We start from the raw sequence: 16065 nt of genomic DNA, 5'->3' as shown, positions 1-16065 counted from the left end.
CGCACCGCGTCACCGGCCGCACCGCGTCACCGGCCGCACCGCGTCACCGGCCGCACCGCGTCACCGGCCGCACCGCGTCACCGGCCGCACCGCGTCACCGGCCGCACCGCGTCACCGGCCGCACCGCGTCACCGGCCGCACCGCGTCACCGGCCGCACCGCGTCACCGGCCGCACCGCGTTATCCAGGAAGCTGGCCGGAACCGCCGTTTCGACAATCGGGAGCCAAAATCGCATCGATGCGCGGCCGCAGTCGTTTCTGAGGCGGCTCAAATTGCTTTCTGCGGGCCTTTTGCGAAGCTACGGAAAATGTTTTCTGGCGGCGAATGGGAACGCGGATGTGTGGCGCGCAATCGGTTGAGCTTGCCCGCTGGCTGATGACCAGCGTGATGCAGGGCGGCGGAATGTGGTAGGCGAGATTTGAATTGCGGGCAGTTTGTTGAACTGGCGTTGTCGGCGCGTGGTGGGGTTTGGGCCGCACGGGTGGGGCCGCCTTGGTCGGCGGCCCCGTGCGTGTTTATGAGGCGTAGGTTTCGAATTCGGTTATCCGGGGGGTGCCGGAGGCGCTCAGGATTTCGAAGGTGATCTTCTTTGCGGAGGTTGCGGTGAAGGTGATGGTGCCGATTGCGGTGCCGGTTTTCAGGACGGTGCCGGTGTCGCCGTTCTTTACCTGCCAGGAGGTTATGCCGGAGCCGGTGATGTTGAGGCGGCTGATCGACTTGGCTGCGCTCCACTTGACCGAGACGTAGCCGGTTGAGCCGTTCGGGGACCAGTAGGTCGATGTGCTGCCGTCGATCACGTTGCCGTAGCTCGTGCCGCTGGCCTTGCTGGAGCCGTCGGCGCCGGCGCCGATGCTGAGGTTGGTTCCGCTTGGCGCGGTGGTTGGGGCGGTGGTCGGGGCGGTTGTGGGCGAGGTGGTGGGGGTTGACGTCGTGGGGCTGGTTGTCGGGTTCTGTGACGAGCAGCTGCCGGTTGACGTCTTGATGCCGGTGTTTGCGCCGGCCGTCGCGGTGACCAGGGCGGGGACGCAGGCCGCGTTGTCGAGGGAGTACGCGTACGGGATGCTGACCGTGGTGTTGGACGGCATGCTCGGGCCCGCGGGGTTGGTCTCGTCGTCGGCGGCCGACCAGGTCACGTTGTCGAGGATGTTGCCGCTGGCCTGCCAGTAGCCGGCCGCGTCGGTGTAGAAGGTGCCTAGGACGTTCATCGAGTTCTTGAAGTAGTTGTTCTCGACTTTGGCCTTGGCGCCGGCCCGGGAGTTGATGCCGGACTCGTTCAGGCTCACGTACGAGTTGTTGTAGATGTGCGCGATGCCGCCGCGCAGCAACGGCGTACGGGAATCGATGTTGGTGTAAAGGTTGTGGTGGAACGTGACGTAGCCGTTGGTGGTGTCGGTCTCGCTGGAGCCGATCAGACCGCCGCGGCCGGAGTTGCTCAGCTTGCTGTAGGACAACGTGACGTACTGCGTGTTGTCCTTCATGTCGAACAGACCGTCGTAACCGGCGTCCTCGCCGCCCGAGGCCTCGAGGTTGACGTGGTCGACCCAGACGTTGCGGACCGTGCTCTCCATGCCGATGGCGTCGCCGCCGTTGGAGGTGGGCGAGCCGGACTTCTTGACGTTCCGGACGGTCACGTTCTGGATGATGATGTTGCTCGAGTCGCGGATGTGGATGCCGAGCTGGTCGAAGATCGCGCCACTGCCGACGCCGATGATCGTGACGTTGCTGATTTCCTTGAGCTCGATCTTGTCGGCGGCGGTGTTGCAGCTGTCGCCGGACACCTTGGTGGTGTTGCCGTGGTTGATCGTGCCTTCCACCTCGATGGTGATCGGCGTGCTGCTGCTGGCCCGGTTGCACAGGGCGGTGTGGATCGCGGTGCCGGTGGTGGCGCGGACCGTCGTCCCGCCGTTGCCGCCGGTGGTGCCGCCGTTCTGGCTGGCATATCCGGTGGCGCTGCCGACGGCCGCGGCGGAAGCCTGGAGCGACGGTGCGGCGAGGGCGACCGCACCGGCGACGGCTGCGGTGCCACCCGCAACCAACAGCCGCGTAGCGACTGATCGTTTCATTTCGTCCCACTCTCCTAGTCGGGGATGGCGCGTCCGGTCGCGCACAGGAAAGCGCTTTCCCCAGTGAGAATAGGAAGGTGTCTATGCGGTCGCAAGGAGCTGCCCGTATTACGGGCAAATGAACCACTCATTTCCGATGTGGATCAATCCGGGGAGGGCGGCTACGCGTTCGAGGGCCGGCTGACCGAGCCCCCTCCGGCTGGTGGCGGGCGCGTTACCGGGGCGGCCCGGCCGGCTTCCAGGCGGCGACCAGCAAGAAGATCTACGTGCCGTGAGTCAGCGAGGTCCCCGGGGTGACCCGGGGACCTCGCGTGGCGACAACTAAAGACGTCTAGGAAGCCGGCGGCACCTCGTCGGTGGTCTTCTGGTCGAGGACAACGCGGTAACCGAGGAGGCTTCCGGGCTCGAGCCGGGCGGTCGTCCCGGACGGGCGCAGCACGCGCGACTCCTCGCCGAGCGCCCGCCCGCTCGCGGAGTCGATCACGAAGCGCCGCTCGATCGAGCCGCCGGCCGCGCTCACCGAGGTGAAGGCGAAGCCCTGGCCGGTGCGCCCGCGCTGGTCGGCCACGGCGCCCAGGGAGCGCACGCCGTCCAGGCCGGCGATCAGGCGGAACGCCGCCGCCCGGACCGGGCCGCTGACCGGGATGTCGACGATCAGGGTGGACGCGACGGTCAGGAGCCACTGCTCCCGGTCGGTGGGCATGTCACCGCCGCCGCCGTCGAAGTTCTTCAGCAACGCGGTCCGCAGCGCGGCCGGATCGGCCGGGAGCTTCTCGAGATCGCGTACGGAGATGTTCGTGCCGCCGAAGGCGTACATGTCGGCGCCCTCCGACGAGGAGCGGCGCCGCGGGCCGCCGGCGGTGCTGACCGGGGAGCCGGGGCCGAGCTTGCCGGACGGCAGCGGCTTGCCGACCAGCACCTGACCGGGCGATCCCGCGGCGCGCCAGGCGGCGGCATCGGCGGGCGTGAGCGGCGTCATGCCGAGGTCCTGAGAGATCACCGCGGATGATTCCTTGCCCGAACGGGACAACCAGCTTTCGTACGACGACCGGTCCGTCATCTCGTACGTCGAGGTGCCGGAACCGACGGTGAGCACCGACCCGCTCTCCGTCCGGACGACCAGATAACGTCCCGCGCCGGGTGCGTCCTGGCTGCTGTGCTCGGCCGCGGTGAGCAGGATCTGGGACGCGGTCAGCGGGCGTGCCGCCTCGGTGGACGTCCCGGGCCCGCTCGGCGTCGGGCCGCCCGAGTCGATCGCGACCACCACGACCGCGGCGACGGCCGCGGCCGCGAGCCCGCCGGCCGGGATCAGGGCGGCGGCCCGGAACCGCCGGGAGCGGCGCGCGGGAGCGGCCACGTCGGTCAGAGCGAACGGGAGTGCCGGCCGGCCGGGCGGGTCCAGCCGCGCCGGCCGCGCGTCGGCGAGGGTCTTCATCACGTCGAGGTCGTTCTTCATCGGCTCGGCTCCTTGGCGATGACCGGCCGCGTCGTCAACGACCGGGTGGTGGGGGACTGGGCGGCCGTCACGGCCTGGGTGAGACGCTTGCGGGCCCGGTGCAGGCGCACCAGGAACGCGGCGGCGGAGCAGTTCACGACCCGGGCCGCCGCGCGGGGCGAAAGCCCGTCCCAGGCGATCAGGGTCAGGGCCTCCCGGTCGTTCTCCGACAGGCCGGCGAGCGCGGCCAGGACCGCTGATCGTTCGGCGACGCCGTCGGCGACATCGGGCGTGTCGGCCGCCCACGCCAGCATCTCGGCGGCGATGGCTCGCTGCCGTTCCTCGTCGCGGAATCGTTCACGGATCACGTTGCGAGCGACGCCGAGAAGCCACGGCAAGGCCGCGCCGCCCGGCATTTGTGCGAAACGCCGCCAGGCGACGAGGAACGTCTCGGCCACCACCTCGTCGGCGAGGGACCAGCCGGCGCGGGCGACGGCGTAGGCGTACACACGTCGGTGGTTCTCGGCGTACAGCGCGGTGAATTCCTGCGCATTCTCCGGGTCTGCCACAGATGGGCCGTCCTTAGTGAAGGTGTGCTGTCACTGAGGAATGCGCCGGAGCACCGATTTCTTACCGCCGACTTCTAGGTGCGGCAGCGGTCCGACGAGTAGAGGTGGCTGTCCGGGAACTGGTCGGCGGTCAGGGCCGGGCCGACGACGATCACCGCGGTGCGGCGGATGCCGGCCTCCTTCACGAGGGCGGCGATCTCCCCGAGCGAGGCCCGCAGGATCTGCTCGTCGGGGCGGCTGGCCTTGGCCACCACCGCGACCGGGCAGTCGGGGCCGTAGGCCGGCAGTAGCTCGGCCACCACCGCGTCGATGCGCTGGACCGCCAGGTGCAGCACCATCGTGGAACGGCTGGCGGCCAGCGTGGTCAGGTCCTCGCCGGGGGGCATCGCGGTCGCGCGCTCGGCGGTCCGGGTCAGGATCACGGTCTGGGCCACGCCGGGGACGGTCAGCTCACGGCCCAGGGACGCCGCGGCGGCGGCGAAGGCCGGGACGCCCGGGGTCACGTCGTAGGGGACGCCGGCGGCGTCGAGGCGGCGCATCTGCTCGGCGATCGCGCTGAAGACGGACGGGTCGCCGGAATGCAGCCGGGCCACGTCCACGCCCGATTTATCCGCCGCGACCAGCTCGGCGATGATCTCGTCCAGGGTCAGGCCGGAGGTGTCGACCTGGCGGGTGCCGGGTGGGCAGATCTCCAGGAGCTCCGGCGGGACCAGGCTGCCGGCGTACAGGCAGACCGGCGACGCGACGATCAGGCGCTGGCCGCGCACCGTGATCAGGTCGGCGGCGCCCGGCCCGGCGCCGATGAAGTGGACCGTCATACCGTCACCGACCAGATCGTCACCGGCATCATCGTCCTCCACCCGGTGAAACCGCCGACCGGCGAACCCCGGCTCACCGACAGGCGGGTCAGCTCGCCGCCCAGCTTGGCGTGCGCGGCGGCCACCACCGCCTCCGACTCCACCGTCACCGCGTTCGCCACCAGGCGGCCGCCGGGGCCCAGCGCGGCCAGGCACGCGTCGAGCACGCCGTCGCGGGTCAGGCCGCCGCCGATGAAGACCGTGCCGGGCGTGGGCAGGCCGGCCAGCGCGGCGGGGGCGCGACCCTCGACCACGTGCAGCGACGGGACACCCAGCGTGTGCGCGTTCGCGCGGATGGTTGCGCAGCGTGCCGGGTCGGGCTCGATCGTGATCGCCCGGCAGGACGGGTGGCTGCGCATCCACTCGATGCCGATGCTGCCCGAGCCGCCGCCGACGTCCCAGAGCAGAGCGCCGGGAACCGGCGCCAGCAACGCCAGGGTCACGGCGCGGACCTCACGCTTGGTGAGTTGACCATCGCTTGCGTACGCGTCATCCGGCAGTCCCGGCACGACGCCCAGGGCGGGGCCGTCGCCGCAGTCGACGGCGATCACGTTGAGCGGGTCGACCTCGTGCGACCAGCCGGCGGCCGTGCCCTCGACCCGGCGCTCGCCCGGGCCGCCCAGCTGTTCCAGCACGGTCAGTCGCGCCGCGCCGAAGCCGGCTTCGGTCAGCACGGCCGCGATCCGGGCCGGCGTTTCCGCATCGCGGGACAGGAGCAGGAGCCGGCCGCCGGGGTTGAGCAGCCGGCGCACGGCGGCCGCATCGGCGGTGACCAGGCTCAGCAAGTCGGTCTCGGCGAGCGGCCAGCCCATCCGGGCGGCGGCGAGGGACGCCGCGGAGGGGTGCGGTTCCACGCGTACGCGATCGGGCCCCAGCAGACGCACCAGCGTCGCGCCGATGCCGTGGAACATCGGGTCTCCGCTGGCCAGGACGCATATCCGCTGGTCGCGGCGGTCGTCGAACAGGCCCGGCAGGGCGTCGAGCAGCGGCGAGGGCCAGCGGGTGCGGGCGGCGGTGATCTCCGGGGGGAGCAGCTCCAACTGCCGGGAACTGCCGAAGATGACCTCGGCCTCGGCGAGCGCGCTCCGACCCGTACGCCCAAGATCTGACCAGCCGCCGGCGCCGATGCCGACCACCGTGACCAGGCCGGGGGATTCGTCACGCATGCCGTGAACCTATCGCCCAGCTGTGAGCTGAGATTTTCTGCCTCCGGGTTGAGCGATGCCGAACCTCGCTGCGTACTTCCACCAGACGACTCCCCGAGATCGGGTCGTCACGCCGCCCGCAGGGGGTGGGAGGCGCCGACCGACGACCGCCGGACAGGTGAGGACGATGGCGCAAGGACGGCCGAGTTATTCGGCCCCTCGTGATCAGCGCTACCCAGGTGACGAAGACGCACAGTTCTTCGCCGACCTCCGCTCCGTGCCCGAGGACGACGATGCGTGGGATGTGCCTAAATCACCCTACGTGACCGGTACGCGGATGTCGGACCCGCGTATGCCGGCGCCCGTCGACCCGTGGGGTGCGGAGGACGAACGGGCCACCGACCGGCGGGCCGTTCCCGAGATCGACGACCACCAGCCGCGGAACTGGGACACCTACATCGCCGATGCCGAGGTGGACGACCCGTACCGGCGCAGCGACATCCTGGTCGAGTCGAACACCGACCCGACCGGCTGGAAGGCCAGTGGGCCGGCCCAGCCGCCCATCCCCGACGACCGGCCGCCGGCCGAGGCCGTCAGCGGAAACCGGCTGCTCGTCGTGCTGCTGTTCTTCTCCGGGCTGGCCACCAGCGTCTCGCTGTGGCTGTTCGACACGCAGGCCGGCGCGGTCAACGACACCGCCACCCTGATGCTCGCGGCCGGGCGGATCACCGGCCTGACCGCCGGCTACCTCCTCTTCATCCAACTGCTGATGATGAGCCGGGTCTCCTGGCTCGAGGAGTGGGTGGGCGCCCGCGACCTGCTGCGCTGGCATCGCTGGCTGGGCACGTCACTGGTGACGTTCGTGCTCGCGCACATCGTCTTCATCGTCTACGGCTATGCGATGACCGGCGGAACCGGCGTGGTCGACCAGGGCTGGACGATCATCACCACGTTCCCGGACATGCTCAAGGCGACGGCCGCCACGATCATCCTGGTGGTGATCAGCCTCATCTCGATCCGGGCGGCCAGGCAGAAGCTGCCGTACGAGCTGTGGCACCTCATCCACCTCACCGGCTACCTGGTTCTGCTCCTCGGCTACGGCCACCAGGTCGCCACCGGCGCCGACCTGAGCGGCAAGTTCGCCTCGGTGTTCTGGCCCGCTCTCACCGCCCTGGTGATCGCGGCGCTGGTCTGGGGCCGCCTGGTCGAGCCGCTCTGGCTGAACGTGCGGCACCGCTTCGAGGTCGCCGAGGTCGTCGCCGAGGGCGCCAACACGTTCTCGATCTACATCGACGGCAAGAAGCTCGACAAGCTGCCCGCGCAGGCCGGCCAGTTCATGCGGTGGCGCTTTCTGACCCGCAACGGCTGGTGGCAGTCGCACCCGTTCTCGCTGTCGGCGGCGCCGAACTCCGAGTGGCTGCGACTCACCGTCACCGCCGTCGGCGGCCACACCTCGCGGCTGGGCATGATGCAGCCCGGCACGCCGGTGTGGGCGGAAGGGCCGTTCGGAACGTTCACGGCTCAACGGCGTACCCGTCGCCGGGCCTTGTTGATCGCCGGCGGCAGCGGCATTGCGCCAATCCGGGCCCTGCTCGAGGACATGCCGCCGGACACGATCGTGATCTACCGGGCGTCCCGTCCCGACGAGCTCGTCTTCCGCGGCGAGCTCGAAGAACTCGCCGAGCGGCGGGACGCCTGGGTCCGGTACATCGTCGGGTCGCGCAACGACCCCGGCCCGCGGCGGCTGTTCACGCCGCAGGGGCTGCTCGGGCTGGTGCCCGATGTCAGCCGGCGCGACGTCTACCTGTGCGGGCCGCCCGGTCTCGTCGAGACGGCGGTGGCGGTGCTGCGGGAAATCGACGTGCCGGATAGCCAGCTTCACCTGGACCCGTTCGAGTTTTAGCTTGTAGAGGAGATTTTGCGATGCGACGCAGTACCGCCGCAGCTGTGGGCACCCTCACCGGCGCAGCCCTGATCGTGGGGGTGCGCTTGAGCGTGCAACCGGCGGCCATCGCCGCACCGCCGGCCGTCGACCTGGTCGACAGCACTCCCTCGGCGTCCGCCTCCGGCAAAGCGCCGGCGAAGAAGCCGGCCGCCTCGTCGTCTTCGAAAGCCGCGTCGTCGTCCGACAAATCGGACGACGACGCCGCGAAGAACGGCCTGAAGGCGGGCGTCTTCAAGGGCAAGGGCTCGCAGAACATCTATGGAACCATCCAGGTCTCCATCAAGATCGAAGACGGAAAGATCACGGCGGCCGAGGCCACCTATCCAGTCACCGGCAACAGCGCGACGATCAACCCCGGCGCGGTCGCCAAGCTGAAGCAGGAGACGCTGCAGAAGCAGAGCGCCGACGTGGCGGCGGTGTCCGGAGCCACCTACACCAGCCAGTCGTACAAGGAGTCGCTCCAGGCGGCGTTGGACTCCGCCAAGGCGTAGGGTCACCGGCTGTGCGTCACGTCGAGCAGGTGATGGGTACGGCGGTCAGCATCGAGCTGGCCGACGACCGCCCGGCGCCTGCGCTCCGTTCGCTGATCGACGACGTGTGCGCCTGGCTTCATGAGGTCGACGCACGGTTCTCCACGTACAAGGAGGACAGCGAGGTCAGCCGCATGCGCCGCGGCGAGCTGACGGCCGCCGACTGCTCGGCCGACCTGCGCCACGTCCTGTCCGCCTGCGCCGACCTCTGGCAGGACACGGACGGTTACTTCGACGCCTACGCCCTGGGCCCGCTCGACCCGTCCGGCTACGTGAAGGGCTGGTCGGTCGAGGTCGCCTCGGAGCGCCTGCTGGCCGCCGGTTCGGCCAACCACTACATCAACGCCGGCGGCGACATCCGCATGCGCGGCACCCACCCCGAGGGCGGCCCGTGGCGGGTCGGCATCCGCCACCCGTGGGAGGCCGACAAGGTCAGCTGGGTGCTCGCCGTTTCCGACGGCGCCGTGGCCACCTCCGGCACCTACGAACGCGGCGATCACGTCCTCAACCCACGCACCGGCCTGCCGGCCCGGGGCCTGCGCTCGGTCACGGTCGTCGGGCCCAGCTTGGCGCTGGCCGACGCTTATGCCACCGCCGCCCTGGCCATGGGCGAGGCTGGCCTGAACTGGCTCGCCAAGCTGTCTACCGACGGTTACGAGTCGGCGGTCGTCACCGACGACGGCCGCGCCTTCAGCTCCGCCCACCTCCCCGCCGCTGTCTGACATTCCTGGCCGCCTAGAAGTCGGCGAACAGGTAGGGCATCTGGCGGGGGAACATCTCGGTCAGCGTGGGGATCGCCTCCGGGGAGAACTCGCCCAGGCCACGGGTGAAGACCTCGACCGGGTCGAGAACGCCGTAGAGCAGAGCGCTGAAGCCGGCCGCGCTCAGCGTGGCCGACGGGGTGCCGCCCTTCTCCACGCCGAGGACGCCGCCGGACGAGCTCAGCTGCCAGACCCCGCCGATCAGCTCGTCGCCGGCGATCTCGACGGTCACCTCGCCCGGCCCGGCCTGCGAACCGGACAGCGCCTCCATGTCGAGCACCCGCACCATCGGGGCGTTGTCGGTCGGGTTGTCGACCCGGCCCTCGACGGTCACCTCGAAGTCGACGCCCCACAGCTCGGGCACGTCATCGGTGCTGAGCCGGACCGAGACCCGGGCCACCTGGTCGACGTGCCGGGCGAAGAACTGGAGCAGCAGCGCCCGCCCCAGCGGCCCGGTGCAATGCAGGTCTTGCGCGACCAGGTCGCCGCCGTGCGCCTCGATCACGTAGCGAACCGCGCCCACCACCTCACCGCCCGACCGGGCCACCGCCACCCACGACTTCATGTCGCGCAACTCGGCCGCGCGCACCTCGTCGAAGACCGCGAACCCGTGCCGGCGTGCCAGCTGGTGCTGGATCACCTCGTCGTAGTCCTCGAAGGCCTCGCTCATCGGCAACCGCTCCACCTCGCCGGGAAGCTCCGCCCGCACCAGGTGAGCGAGCCCCTCCGGGGCGAACGTCGCGATGCGATGCCGCGGGATGCCCACGAAGCCGAACTTGGCGTAGAAGCTCGGCCGGAACGGGTAGAGCGCGCTCACGGCGCAGCCCTCCTCGCGCATCTGCCGCAGCAGCCGCTGCATCAGCTCACGCACCAGCCCCCGGCGCCGGGCCGACGGATGCGTCGACACCGAGGCAACCCCGGCCATGTCGTGCACGAGGCCGCGCACGTTTTCCCGCATGCGCAGGGCGGCCACCCCGGCCAGCGTCTGCCCGCTCTCCTCGGCGATCAGGTTGACCGTCGTCTCGAAGAAGCGCATGCGCCCGCGATAGGCCTCCTCATCCGCCGGGGACCACGGAGAAGGACTGAACGCATAGGTCTGCAGCGGGAACATCGTCGCCGTGCGCTCGGCCGCGCTGATCTGCCGGAATTCCATGGACTCATCCAACACCGGGAGGCCGGCGGCGTGCGCGCCAGTTCTCCAAGCTGTGGATAACCCCGAAACACCAGCTTGCGTACGGGTGGCGACGCGCCCGGGGCACCCCGGTTTGGCAAGCCGGAGGGCAACAGGCTAAGGTTTCATCCGTCGCCAGGGAGCGCAAGCGCCCAGGAGAGACAAGCGGACGTAGCGCAGCTGGTAGCGCATCACCTTGCCAAGGTGAGGGTCGCGGGTTCGAATCCCGTCGTCCGCTCGGAGAGGCCTTCGCAGGTTACGTGCGGGCCAGCTCGGTGGAGTGGCCGAGAGGCGAGGCAACGGCCTGCAAAGCCGTGTACACGGGTTCAAATCCCGTCTCCACCTCGGCGAAAGCCAAGGGCGATTGGCGCAGCGGGAGCGCGCTTCCTTGACACGGAAGAGGTCACTGGTTCGATCCCAGTATCGCCCACGAGCACCTGAGTGCCCCCTGTCCGCAAAAAGCGCGGACCGGGGGCGCTCGTCATTTCTGCTCAGGGGGCCGAGCCCCCTGAAACCCCACGGTGCGATGGTCGCGGTGAGTGGTGTGGTCGCGGTGGGTGGTGCGGTGTGGGCCCGCTTTCTTCGCTCTAGCTTTGGGCGCCCGGCAGCCGGCGACCGGCCCCGTAGGTCGGCTGGCTTCGTTGCCGCGGGGGACCTGGGCGATCCGGAGGGGAACCTGTTCTGCGGCGCTGAACGCTCGTTTGCTCCGGGTCACTGGTCCGTGGTCTTGGCGCGGGTTGTTTGCTGCCGGGCGGGCATTCGCGTGGCGTAAGCCGGATGGCGTGGGGTACTCGGGCGGTGGGCCGGGGCTCGCTCGACCGTTGTTTCCGGGGGGATCGTCATGACGCGGCCGGCTGTTCTTATTGCGGGTGCGAGCATTGCTGGGCCTGCGCTTGCGTACTGGCTGAATCGGTACGGGTGGGACACCACTGTGGTGGAGCGGGCGCCGGAGTTCCGTGCCGGTGGGCAGAACATCGACGTGCGCGGTGCGGCCCGGCAGGTGCTGCGGCGGGCCGGGCTCGAGGACGCCGTCCGGGAGGCGACCACCGGTGAGGTCGGCACGCGCTTCCTCGGCCGGGACGGGCGGGTGGTGGCGGAGTTTCCCGCTCAGCGATCGGACACCGCGGGCGCGACCGCGGAGGTCGAGGTCCTGCGGGGTGACCTCGCCCGGATCCTTGTCGACGCGACCGCTGGGTGCACCGAGTACCGCTACGGCGACGAGATCGCGGCCCTTGACGACACCGGTTCCGATGTCGTCGTCACGTTCGCCAGTGGTTCGCAGGAGCGCTTTGACCTCGTCGTCGCCGCGGACGGGCTGCGGTCGTCGACCAGGCGGCTCGCGGTCGCCGGGCCGGTGACCATCCGGCCGCTCGGCATGGAGATTACCTACTTGACCATCCCGCGCGGCGACGGCGACAACGACTGGTGGAACTGGTACACCGCACCGGGCGGCCGGGGCGTGACCCTGCGCCCGGACCGGCATGGCACGACCCGCGCGTTCCTGTCCTCGATCATCTACGACCACCGCGCCGGCACCTGGCACGAGCGGCGCTCGGCCGCCGACCACCAGGCCCGGTTGCGCGAGCAGTTCCAGGACGCCGGGTGGCAGGCCCGCCGGATCCTCGACGCGCTGGACGACGCCGACGACATGTACTTCGAGTCCATCGCTCAGGTTCGGGCGCCCCGTTGGGCAAGCGGCCGAACAGCGCTCCTCGGCGACGCCGCCTGGTGCGCCACCCCGGTCAGCGGCATGGGCACCAGCCTGGCCATCGTCGGCGCCTACGTCCTGGCCGGCGAGCTGGCCGCACACGCCGACCTCCGGGAAGCCTTCGCCGGGTACGAGCGGGTCATGCGCCCGTACGTCGATCAGGCCCAGCATCTCCCGCCCGGCGTTCCCCGCATTGCGAACCCCCGCACCCGCGCCGGCCTCGCCGTCTTCCACACCGCGCTACGCCTGGCGGCCACGCCTGTCGCCGGCCGGCTCGGCGGCCGCCTGTTCACTCCACCCGCCGACCACATCGATCTGCCTGACTACGCGCACCTGGAGCGCACAACGCACTGAAGATCTTTTTGCGGGGACGGATGTGAACGTTCTTGAACGGATCTGTTCGGTTGATTCAAGCGACTGATGTCCATCGATAGATTCCTGCCGAATACCCCCTCGGATCAGGATGGGCCGTCATGAGACGAAGGCGCATGACCACCGCCGCTGCTGTGTGTCTGCTCTGGTGTGGAGTGATCGCGCCCGCGCGCGCGACAGCCGCACCGGCTCCCGACGTCGAGCAGGCTATCGATGTCGCGGTGAACGCCGGTGACATCGCTGCGAGCAACGTCAACGGCTTGACGTTCAAGGGCTTTGGGGTGTTGAGCGCGAACAGCACCAGCGCGCTTCTGCTCGACTACAAGGCTCAGCATCCCGCCAGCTATGCGCGGCTGCTGCGGGTTCTGTTCGGTGGCGCGCACCCGATCATGACGCACGTCAAGATCGAGATGGGCAATGACCGGAACAACTCGACCGGGCCGGACCCGGCCACCATGCGGTGGGAGACCGAGCCGGTCAACGTCGCGCGGGCGCCGGGTTTCCAGCTGGCCGCGGACGCCAAGAAGGTCAACCCGGATCTCAAGGTCAGCATTCTGCGCTGGAACGCGCCGGCCTGGGCGGACACCAACGACAAGATCTACCAGTGGTACAAGGACACGATCCTCGCGGCCTACCGCGCCTACGGCTTCATGGTCGACTACGTCAACCCGGGCGTGAACGAGGCCGCCGCGGATCTGGGGTGGACGAAGCGGTACGCGGACCTGGTGCGGACGGATGCGGCCGGCTTCCGGCCCGGTGAGGCGGACCGCTACCACCGCATCAAGATGGTGATCTCGGACGAGGCGGGCATCGGCAGCTTCGGGCCCTCGATGGTCGGCGATGCCGATCTGCGTTCGGCGGTCGCGGTGGCGGGCTACCACTACAACACCGACGACGACAGCGGCGGCAACTTCACGCGGCTCGCCGAGGACTACGACAAAGAGGTCTGGAACAGCGAGGCTCAGGCCACGTTCAGCAACTCGGCGTTCCGGCCGAACAACAACACCCCCGACCCGACCGTGCCGGGCACCGGCATCGGTGGGTCCGGTGGCTCGCTGGAGATGGCCAACACGGTCGTCAAGGGCTTCGTGAACTCGCGGCGGACGCACTTCGTCTACCAGCCGGCGATCGGCTCGTTCTACGAGGGCGGTCAGTACGCCTTCAAGGAGCTCGTCTCGGCCCGCGACCCCTGGTCGGGATGGATGCACTACGACGCCGGTCTCGCCGTGCTGCAGCACTTCACCAGCTTTGCGAAGGCCGGCTGGGAGAACGGCACGAACACCGCCGGGATCTGGCGGGCCGTGCCGCAGGCCAGCGCCACCACCGCCACCGGCACCAATCCGGTGGTCGGGCGCAACGGCCGGCCCGACTACCTGACCATGGCGGCGCCGGACGCGTCGGACTTCTCGACGGTGATCGTGAACGACTCCGAATATGCGCGGACGTACCGGATCACCCCGACCGGGTTCCGGCTGGGCACGAACCCCACGCTCGCCACCTGGGAGACCAGGGCGGCGGATCCGGGTGAGGCCTTCGACGCGAACTACAAGAGGCACGTCAGCGACATCGCGGCCGGTGCGGACGGCGCCTACACCGTCGAGGTCAAGCCGTACTCCGTCGTCACCGCCACCTCGCTGGACGTGAGCCGGGACCCGGAGTGGACCGCGCCGTTGCCGGTCGAGGGTGAGCGGCCGGTGCTGGACGCCGATCCCGCGCACGGCGTGCTCTGGGCGGACGGGTTCGACTACCGCGGCAAGACCGTGCCGGTGATCGGCGCGGGCGGCCGCGTCACGAAGCGGCGGACCGGCTTCGTCGACTCGCGCGGCGGCGACACCGGCGCCGACCCGCTGTACACGTGGGACCGGAACGGCGCGTTCGAGGCGATTCGGGCCGAGCACGGGAACTACGTGCTGCGCCAGCAGGTCGATCGGGCGGCCACCGGGGTCGGCCGCGCGTGGAACGACGCCGACCCGATCACCGGCGTCGGCGACCTGCGGTGGACCGACTATCAGGCGAGCGTCGACGTGCGTTTCGACCGCGCGCCGGCCGCCGACAACTACGCGGCCATCGGCGCTCGTTCGACCGGTGGCGGCAACTCGCACAGCCTGGCCGGCACGCCGTACGCGCTGCGGCTGGGATCGGACGGCAGCTGGCAGTTCCGCCGCACCGGCACGACGGTCTCCACTGGCGTGCTGGCGGAGTTCGACGCGGCCGGATGGCACCGGCTGGCGATCCGGGTGATCGGCGACCAGGTGGCCGGCTTCGTCGACGGCCAGCAGGTGTTCGACTACCGCGACAGCGCTCCGTTCCTGTCCGGCCGGGTCGATCTCGCCAGCGGCTTCCACTACACCCGGTTCGACAACCTGCGGATCGAACGGGTGCCGGGCCACCGTCCTTATTACTCGGCGCTTCTCGACAACCTGGAGATGAACCACCTGGTCTACGGCGGCGACTGGCGGCACGCCAACGGCCGCGGCATGTACGAGTACATGCGCTCCGCATCGACCAGCCAGGCTCCCGGCGCCACGCTCACGTACACGTTCACCGGCTCCGGCCTGGACATCACCGGTCCCAACGACGGCAGCGCCCGGCTCGACGTCGTCGTCGACGGCGAGCGGGTCGCAACCGACCGGCCGACCACGGCGTCCACCAACTTCCAACAGACCTTTGAGGTACGCGACCTGCCGCGCGGCAGACACACGGTCACCCTCGAGGTGACCGCCGGGACGCTGGTGGTCGACGCGGTCGGCGTGCGTCAGCGGGAGGAATACATCCGGTAGGTGTACGCGGCCTGCAGCGTGAGCGTGTTGCCGGTGGTGGCCGGGAGCCCGAGCTGCGCGTCGAGCCGGCGGTCACGGCCGTGGCAGCCGCTGACGGCCGGCGCCGTGAAGGCGGTGTCCTGCAGGGTGAACTGCTTGATCGGCGGGTCGGTCGGGATGGTGGAGGTGTCACCCAGCCGGGCGGCGTGCGTCTTGATCGGGTCGGTCCGGGCGCCGATCGTGCAGTGGTCGCCCAGGCCCGGCCCGCGAACGCTGAGCATCAGGTAGAGACCGCCCGGGTCGGGGCCGTTCCCGACGAGGTCGGCATACCCCGCGTAGCGGACCTGCATGGTCAGCCGGTGGTCGCCGGGCACGGCCGTCGGGCGGGACTGGAGCCCGCCGAAGACCTGGCCGGTGGTGCCGTCGGCCAGCGGCCCCTCGGCGTGCACCAGCCGCATCGGAATGCCGCTGATCCGGACCCGGCCGAGGGTGATCTCACCGGTGGCCAGGTGCACTTCGCACCGCCATCGGGCCGGGTCCAGGTCAGCGGGCAGGGTGGGGCAGTCGGAGAAGTCGTACGAGGCCGGATCGCTCGGGTCGGGTACCGCATGGGCGAAAGCCGGGGCGGCGAGCGTCACCGTCGCCAGGGCCGCGGCGACGGTGACGGCGCCGAGCTTTCGAAGAATTCTCATGCGGTGGAGTCTGGCCGCAACCAGGCGTCCGAAAGATCAGGCCTTCCCCCGAGATGCC

General features: G+C 70.1%; 13 protein-coding genes and 3 tRNA genes. 9 read left to right on the top strand and 7 right to left on the bottom strand.

Annotation, left to right across the window (positions count from 1 at the left end):
• A partial coding sequence (locus AB0E90_RS41345; RefSeq protein ID WP_360417764.1) for a hypothetical protein occupies nucleotides 1-359 on the top strand: 359 nt, incomplete at its 5' end.
• Nucleotides 360-515: 156 nt separating this feature from the next.
• On the opposite strand, the gene AB0E90_RS41340 is transcribed toward AB0E90_RS41345, so the two are convergent.
• The 5 genes from AB0E90_RS41340 to cbiE all read right to left on the bottom strand — a co-directional run bounded on the left by AB0E90_RS41340 (nucleotide 516) and on the right by cbiE (nucleotide 6090).
• Nucleotides 516-2063 carry a pectate lyase gene (locus AB0E90_RS41340; protein ID WP_360417763.1) on the bottom strand — a complete coding sequence of 516 codons (1548 nt, stop codon included), beginning with the start codon at nucleotides 2061-2063 and terminating at the stop codon, nucleotides 516-518.
• A 331-nt stretch (nucleotides 2064-2394) separates the two neighbouring features.
• Complete coding sequence (locus AB0E90_RS41335; RefSeq protein ID WP_360417762.1) at nucleotides 2395-3519, bottom strand: CU044_5270 family protein; 1125 nt, start codon at nucleotides 3517-3519, stop codon at nucleotides 2395-2397.
• On the bottom strand, nucleotides 3516-4067 hold the full coding sequence (locus tag AB0E90_RS41330) for an RNA polymerase sigma factor (RefSeq protein WP_360417761.1): 552 nt from the start codon (nucleotides 4065-4067) through the stop codon (nucleotides 3516-3518). The genes AB0E90_RS41335 and AB0E90_RS41330 overlap by 4 nt, the downstream gene beginning before the upstream one ends.
• 74 nt (nucleotides 4068-4141) lie before the next feature.
• Nucleotides 4142-4885, bottom strand: coding sequence for a precorrin-4 C(11)-methyltransferase (cobM, locus tag AB0E90_RS41325; protein ID WP_360417760.1), 744 nt, complete (start codon nucleotides 4883-4885; stop codon nucleotides 4142-4144).
• Entirely contained in the window at nucleotides 4882-6090 is a 1209-nt protein-coding gene (gene cbiE, locus AB0E90_RS41320) for a precorrin-6y C5,15-methyltransferase (decarboxylating) subunit CbiE (protein ID WP_360417759.1), read from the bottom strand. Before cbiE ends, cobM begins: the two co-directional genes overlap by 4 nt.
• A gap of 316 nt (nucleotides 6091-6406) precedes the next feature.
• On the opposite strand from cbiE, the gene AB0E90_RS41315 reads away from it, so the two are divergent.
• The 3 genes from AB0E90_RS41315 to AB0E90_RS41305 are packed head-to-tail and all read left to right on the top strand — an operon-like array spanning nucleotide 6407 to nucleotide 9266.
• The gene (locus tag AB0E90_RS41315) at nucleotides 6407-7972 is read left to right on the top strand and encodes a ferric reductase-like transmembrane domain-containing protein (RefSeq protein ID WP_360417758.1); all 1566 of its coding nucleotides are present in this window, start codon (nucleotides 6407-6409) and stop codon (nucleotides 7970-7972) included.
• A gap of 20 nt (nucleotides 7973-7992) precedes the next feature.
• On the top strand, nucleotides 7993-8505 hold the full coding sequence (locus tag AB0E90_RS41310; RefSeq protein ID WP_360417757.1) for an FMN-binding protein: 513 nt from the start codon (nucleotides 7993-7995) through the stop codon (nucleotides 8503-8505).
• A 32-nt stretch (nucleotides 8506-8537) separates the two neighbouring features.
• Nucleotides 8538-9266, top strand: a complete 729-nt coding sequence (locus AB0E90_RS41305; RefSeq protein WP_360417775.1) for an FAD:protein FMN transferase — start codon at nucleotides 8538-8540, stop codon at nucleotides 9264-9266.
• Between the two features lie 13 nt (nucleotides 9267-9279).
• Here the strand turns inward: AB0E90_RS41305 and AB0E90_RS41300 are convergent, their stop codons facing one another.
• A complete protein-coding gene (locus AB0E90_RS41300; protein WP_360417756.1) occupies nucleotides 9280-10458 on the bottom strand; it encodes a GNAT family N-acetyltransferase in 1179 nt (392 codons plus the stop codon).
• A gap of 183 nt (nucleotides 10459-10641) precedes the next feature.
• Here AB0E90_RS41300 and AB0E90_RS41295 point away from each other — a divergent pair.
• The 5 genes from AB0E90_RS41295 to AB0E90_RS41275 all read left to right on the top strand — a co-directional run bounded on the left by AB0E90_RS41295 (nucleotide 10642) and on the right by AB0E90_RS41275 (nucleotide 15336).
• Nucleotides 10642-10714: transfer RNA gene (locus tag AB0E90_RS41295), tRNA-Gly, on the top strand.
• A gap of 36 nt (nucleotides 10715-10750) precedes the next feature.
• A tRNA-Cys gene (locus AB0E90_RS41290) sits at nucleotides 10751-10821 on the top strand.
• Between the two features lie 13 nt (nucleotides 10822-10834).
• A tRNA-Val gene (locus tag AB0E90_RS41285) sits at nucleotides 10835-10906 on the top strand.
• A 411-nt stretch (nucleotides 10907-11317) separates the two neighbouring features.
• The gene (locus AB0E90_RS41280) at nucleotides 11318-12538 is read left to right on the top strand and encodes an FAD-dependent monooxygenase (protein ID WP_360417755.1); all 1221 of its coding nucleotides are present in this window, start codon (nucleotides 11318-11320) and stop codon (nucleotides 12536-12538) included.
• 239 nt (nucleotides 12539-12777) lie between these two features.
• Nucleotides 12778-15336, top strand: coding sequence for a sugar-binding protein (locus tag AB0E90_RS41275; protein ID WP_360417754.1), 2559 nt, complete (start codon nucleotides 12778-12780; stop codon nucleotides 15334-15336).
• Here the strand turns inward: AB0E90_RS41275 and AB0E90_RS41270 are convergent.
• Nucleotides 15312-16007, bottom strand: coding sequence for a hypothetical protein (locus AB0E90_RS41270; RefSeq protein ID WP_360417753.1), 696 nt, complete (start codon nucleotides 16005-16007; stop codon nucleotides 15312-15314). The genes AB0E90_RS41275 and AB0E90_RS41270 overlap by 25 nt on opposite strands.
• Between the last annotated feature and the right edge of the window lie 58 nt (nucleotides 16008-16065).

Source organism: Actinoplanes sp. NPDC026619 (assembly GCF_040638295.1).
GTDB lineage: Bacteria > Actinomycetota > Actinomycetes > Mycobacteriales > Micromonosporaceae > Actinoplanes.
Note: the sequence above shows the minus strand (reverse complement) of the source record. Positions and strands in the feature narration are given on the sequence as shown.